Below are 1498 nucleotides of genomic sequence, written 5' to 3' on the forward strand. Positions count from 1 at the left end.
TGCACCTGCCGGTCCCCGCGCCACACCGGTGTGCTCAGCGAGGGACAGGAGACCCCCTCCGCCAAGCCGGACCAGGTGATGTTCGAGGGGTACGCGTACTGGAGCGGGACCTCCTTCGCCACCCCCGTCGCCGCCGGCATGGTCGCCGCGTACATGACGGCGCACAAGGAGCGCGACCCGCGCGCGGCCCGGCGTCAACTGCTCCAGGCCAACACCGAGTACGCCGAAGTGCGCGGAGCGCACGTGCCGGCGCTGCGCCCGCCCACCTGGCGCCCCGCCCCCGTCGTACCGCTCGCTCCGTCGGCATGAGGGCCGGAACCCTCCCCTCCGCGGCGTACCATGACATGCCGTATCCGAGGGGTGAGGCAGTGGAACGCGCAGATGTCGGCGTGCTCGTCCGGTCCGCCGTCGACGGCGACGCGGCGGCCTGGAAGGCACTGGTGGAGGGGCTCAGCCCGCTGGTGTGGTCCGTCGTGCGTGCCCATCGGCTCTCCGACGCCGACGGGCACGAGGTGTACCAGACCGTCTGGTTCCGTTTCGCCCAGCACCTCGGGCGGATCCGGGAACCCGACAAGGCGGGCTCGTGGCTGGCGAGCACCGCGCGCAACGAGTGCCTGAAGACGCTGCGGAGTCTGAGCCGGCTGACGGTGACGGACGATCCGCACCTGCTGGACCGGGTGAGCGGGGAGAGCACGCCGGAGCAGTCGCTGCTCGACTCCGAGGAGGCCGCCGCGCAGAGCGAGCGGATCCGCCGGCTGTGGCAGGAGTTCGAGAAACTCGGCGACCGCTGCCGCCAGTTGCTGCGCGTGCTGATCGCCTCGCCGCCGCCCAGCTACCAGGAGGTGTCCGCGGCGCTGGGGGTCGCCGTGGGCAGTATCGGACCTCTGCGCCAGCGCTGTCTGCGGCGCCTGCGCGCACGACTCGACGCACGGGGGACGGCGTGAGCGACATGAGCGACATGAGCGACCACAGGGACCGCCAGGAGGGCTCGTACGACGACGGGCCGGACGAGGGGCTGCGGGACGAAGGCCTGTCGGACGAGAGCCTGTCGGACGAGAGCCTGCTGGAGCAGGAGCTGCGGCAGGCCGCGGCGATCCTCGACCCCCTCCCGGACCACCTGCTCCAACTGGCCGTCGACGCCTACGCGTTGCACGACCTGGACGCCCGCATCGCCGAGCTGACCTTCGACTCGCTCGTCGACGCCATCCCGGTCAGGGGAGCGACGGACACGCCGCGGATGCTGACCTTCCAGGCCGGTGACCTGACCGTGGACGTCGAGGTCACCGGGGACGGGCTGATGGGACAGGTGCTGCCGCCGCAGACGGCCCGCATCGAGGTGCTGGGCGGCCCGCGGGCGGGCGCCGCGCTCACCGCCGACGACCTCGGCCGCTTCACCGGCGACGCACCGCCCTCCGGCCCGTTCGCGCTGCGGCTGCGCGCGGGCCGGGAGGTCGTGGTCACGGAGTGGCTGCGGGCGTGACCGCTCCGGCACGCCTCA

Annotated in this window: 3 protein-coding genes; all 3 read left to right on the forward strand. The window is 73.0% G+C overall.

The features are described 5' to 3' along the window. Positions 1-309, forward strand: a 309-nt coding sequence (locus RH94_RS43930) for a S8 family serine peptidase (protein WP_234425884.1), incomplete at its 5' end; no start/stop codon positions are given. A 35-nt stretch (positions 310-344) separates the two neighbouring features. Further along, positions 345-944, forward strand: coding sequence for an RNA polymerase sigma factor (locus RH94_RS19575; protein ID WP_199881001.1), 600 nt, complete (start codon positions 345-347; stop codon positions 942-944). A gap of 5 nt (positions 945-949) precedes the next feature. Beyond that, positions 950-1480: a hypothetical protein gene (locus RH94_RS19580; RefSeq protein WP_107428764.1), complete on the forward strand. Its 531-nt coding sequence runs from the start codon at positions 950-952 to the stop codon at positions 1478-1480. Positions 1481-1498 lie beyond the last annotated feature (18 nt).

This window comes from Streptomyces kebangsaanensis (assembly GCF_001906585.1).
GTDB lineage: Bacteria > Actinomycetota > Actinomycetes > Streptomycetales > Streptomycetaceae > Streptomyces > Streptomyces kebangsaanensis.